This window comes from Xenophilus sp. (genome assembly GCF_044462705.1).
Classification (GTDB): domain Bacteria; phylum Pseudomonadota; class Gammaproteobacteria; order Burkholderiales; family Burkholderiaceae_C; genus Xenophilus; species Xenophilus azovorans.
Window position 1 is genome coordinate 1 of record NZ_JBIQNC010000341.1, and the last position, 2,728, is coordinate 2,728.

The window sequence follows — 2,728 nt, forward strand, 5'->3', positions numbered from 1 at the left end:
CCGGCCGGGGGTGGCGCTGGGCCTGGCCCGCGGCGCCGAGCCCGGCACCTACGAGTTGGCGGTGCGCCTGCAGCGGCGCACGGCCGCGCTCGACGAGACATTGCAGGCCGGCATCCAGCGCGTCGCCGGCCCGTCCGTGCAGATCGACTACATCGGCACCGTATTCAAGGGCGCCCGCGCAGCCCGGCGGGCGCAGCCCGGCACGGCCGCGGCGACGCGGCCCTGGTACCAGCAGCGCCAACGGCCGCTGCGCATCGGCTGCTCCTGCGGCCACGTCAATGTCACGGCCGGCACGCTGGGCGCCTTCGGCACGCACGTCGAGAGCGGGCAGGCGGTGATCCTGAGCAACAACCACGTGCTGGCCAACGAGAACAAGGCCCGCCAGGGCGATCCGATCCTGCAGCCCGGCGCCTACGACGGCGGCAAGCGGGGCAGCGACGCGGTGGCGCATCTGCTGGACCACGTGGCCCTGCGGCCGGGCATGAACAACGAGGTCGACGCGGCGATCGCCGCCCTGCAGCCCGGCGTGCCCTTCGAGCCCACGCTGCTGACCGACGCGCCGGCCGCCTGGGCCGGCCTGCGCGAGACGCCGGTCGAGCCGGGCGAGCCCGTGTTCAAGCTCGGGCGCACCACCGGCCTGACGCGCGGCGTGGTCAGCGCCATCGAGGTGGACGACGTGGTGGTCAGCTACGAGCGCGGCGAGCTGGGCTTCGACCGCCAGACGGAGATCAGCAGCGCCGAGCAAGGGCGCCCCTTCAGCTCGGGCGGCGACAGCGGCTCGGTGATATTCGACATGCAGGGGCGGGCGTTCGGGCTGCTGTTTGCAGGCAGCGACCAGGGGGGCCACAATGATTTGGGCGTCACCTACGCCAACGACCTGCGGCGCGTGGCCGAACTGCTCGGCGTGAAGCTCGGCGGCCCGGCCGGCGTGCATTGAGGACCGCAGCGCACCGGCGCACCCTCCTTTCTTTCCCCGAGGACGAAGCACCCATGCAGACCACCATGGAACAAGCGCGCAAGGCCAAGCCCAAGGCCGTGGCCGCGGCGTCGGCATGCTCGCCCGTGGTCGGCGCCGGGCTGTGCAAGATCGGCGGCTCCTACGCCGTGAAGGTCAACCTGCGCGAGCCGTCGGCGTCGGTCGCCGGCCTGCCGGCCCGCATCGACGGCGTGCAGGTGATCTACGAGGTGGTCGGCCCCGTGCTGCTGCGGTCCGCCGCCTCCTCCTGAGCGGCCCGCGGCCGTGCGCTACCCTCGATGCCTTCCGGAGAAATGCAGACCATGAGCAGCTTCACCCTTCACAGTCCCGACATCGCCGAAGGCGGCACCATCGACAAGCGCTTCGAGTTCGACGGCTTCGGCTGCAGCGGCGAGAACAAGTCGCCCGCGCTGCAGTGGCGCGGCGCGCCGGCGGGCACGAAGAGCTTCGCCGTCAGCGTGTACGACCCGGACGCGCCCACCGGTTCGGGCTTCTGGCACTGGATGGTGGTGGACATCCCCGCCTCGGTGACGGAACTGAAGGCCGATGCCGGCGCCGCCGGCGGCGCCAACCTGCCGGCCGGCGCCTCGCACATCCGTATCGACTACGGCGTCTCGGCCTTCGGCGGCATGTGCCCGCCGCCCGGCGACAAGCCGCACCGCTACGTCTTCACCGTGTACGCGCTGGGCGTCGAGAAGCTGGAACTGCCGCCCGACCCCACGGCCGCGCTGGCCGGCTTCATAATCAACGCCAACCTGCTGGGCAAGGCCAGCTTCACGGCGCACTACGGACGGCCGGCGGCATGAGCGGGCTCCTGCAGCGGATCTGCGTGGCCCTGTGCGTGCTCGGCCTGGCGGCCCTCGCCTCGGGATGCGCCAGCCCGGCCGGCGGCGACGGCGCGCCGGCCGCCACGCGCAGCGGCGTGGAGGTCTTCGGCACCATCGACGCCGGCGTCAGCAGCGTGAAGAACAAGTCGGGCCGCTGAAGGCCTGTCAGTCAGTCCGCGTCGGCGAAGCGCGCCGCGCGTTTCTCCATTCCCGCGCGCACCGCCTCGGCCTGATTGGGGCTGCCGATCAGCGCCTGCTGCTCGCGCGCTTCGGCCAGCAGCACCTCGGCCGGCGGGGCGGTCTCGGCCAGCGCCATCAGCCGCTTGGCGGCGCGGACCGCTTGCGGGCTGGCGGCCGCGATCTGCCGCGCCAGCGCGCGTGCATCCTCCAGCGGTTCGGCGCTGGTGCGGGTGACCAGGCCGAGCGCCGCCGCCTCGGTGCCTTCCACGATGCGGCCGGTGTAGACCAGCTCGCGCAGCACGTCGCCGCGCACGAGCGGCGCCAGCAGCGCGCAGCCGGCCATGTCGGGCACCAGGCCCCACCTGATCTCCATCACGCTGAGCCTCGCGTCCGGCGCGGCGATGCGGACGTCCGCGCCCAGCGCGATCTGCAGGCCGCCGCCGAAGGCGACGCCGTGCACGGCGGCGATGACGGGCACCGGCAGCTCGCGCCAGCCCCAGGCCACGTGCTGGAAGCGGTTGGCCAGGCCGTGCGTGCGCTCTTCCAGCGTGCCCATGCCCTGCCCCTGCGCAGCGCCGGCCATGCTGGCCATGTCCAGCCCGGCGCAGAAGGCGCGGCCCTCGCCGTGCAACACCACGGCCCGCAGCCCGCGCGCCTCGCGCAGCCGGGCGATGGTGTCGTTGACGGCGTCGAACATCGCCGGATCGAGCGCGTTCATCTTGTCGGGGCGGGCCAGCATCACGTC

The 2,728-nt window shown here is 73.3% G+C and carries 5 protein-coding genes; 4 read left to right on the forward strand and 1 reads right to left on the reverse strand.

The genetic code is table 11. The features are described 5' to 3' along the window. From ACIY1X_RS25845 to ACIY1X_RS25860, 4 genes are all read left to right on the forward strand, one after another. Positions 1–937 (forward strand): trypsin-like peptidase domain-containing protein (locus tag ACIY1X_RS25845; RefSeq protein WP_399686391.1); only part of this gene is annotated, 937 nt, incomplete at its 5' end. Between the two features lie 53 nt (positions 938–990). Continuing rightward, positions 991–1,227: a hypothetical protein gene (locus ACIY1X_RS25850; RefSeq protein ID WP_038206455.1), complete on the forward strand. Its 237-nt coding sequence runs from the start codon at positions 991–993 to the stop codon at positions 1,225–1,227. Positions 1,228–1,278: 51 nt separating this feature from the next. After that, positions 1,279–1,782: a YbhB/YbcL family Raf kinase inhibitor-like protein gene (locus ACIY1X_RS25855; RefSeq protein ID WP_399686394.1), complete on the forward strand. Its 504-nt coding sequence runs from the start codon at positions 1,279–1,281 to the stop codon at positions 1,780–1,782. Further along, positions 1,779–1,961, forward strand: a complete 183-nt coding sequence (locus tag ACIY1X_RS25860) for a hypothetical protein (RefSeq protein ID WP_399686397.1) — start codon at positions 1,779–1,781, stop codon at positions 1,959–1,961. The genes ACIY1X_RS25855 and ACIY1X_RS25860 overlap by 4 nt, the downstream gene beginning before the upstream one ends. A gap of 11 nt (positions 1,962–1,972) precedes the next feature. On the opposite strand, the gene ACIY1X_RS25865 is transcribed toward ACIY1X_RS25860, so the two are convergent. Then, positions 1,973–2,728 (reverse strand): crotonase/enoyl-CoA hydratase family protein (locus ACIY1X_RS25865; protein WP_399686398.1); only part of this gene is annotated, 756 nt, incomplete at its 5' end.

Bases quoted from the DNA above. Each gene is read 5' to 3' on its own strand.
- ACIY1X_RS25850 (WP_038206455.1), top strand. From the start codon at position 991: ATGCAGACCACCATGGAACAAGCGCGCAAGGCCAAGCCCAAGGCCGTG.
- ACIY1X_RS25855 (WP_399686394.1), top strand. From the start codon at position 1,279: ATGAGCAGCTTCACCCTTCACAGTCCCGACATCGCCGAAGGCGGCACC.
- ACIY1X_RS25860 (WP_399686397.1), top strand. From the start codon at position 1,779: ATGAGCGGGCTCCTGCAGCGGATCTGCGTGGCCCTGTGCGTGCTCGGC.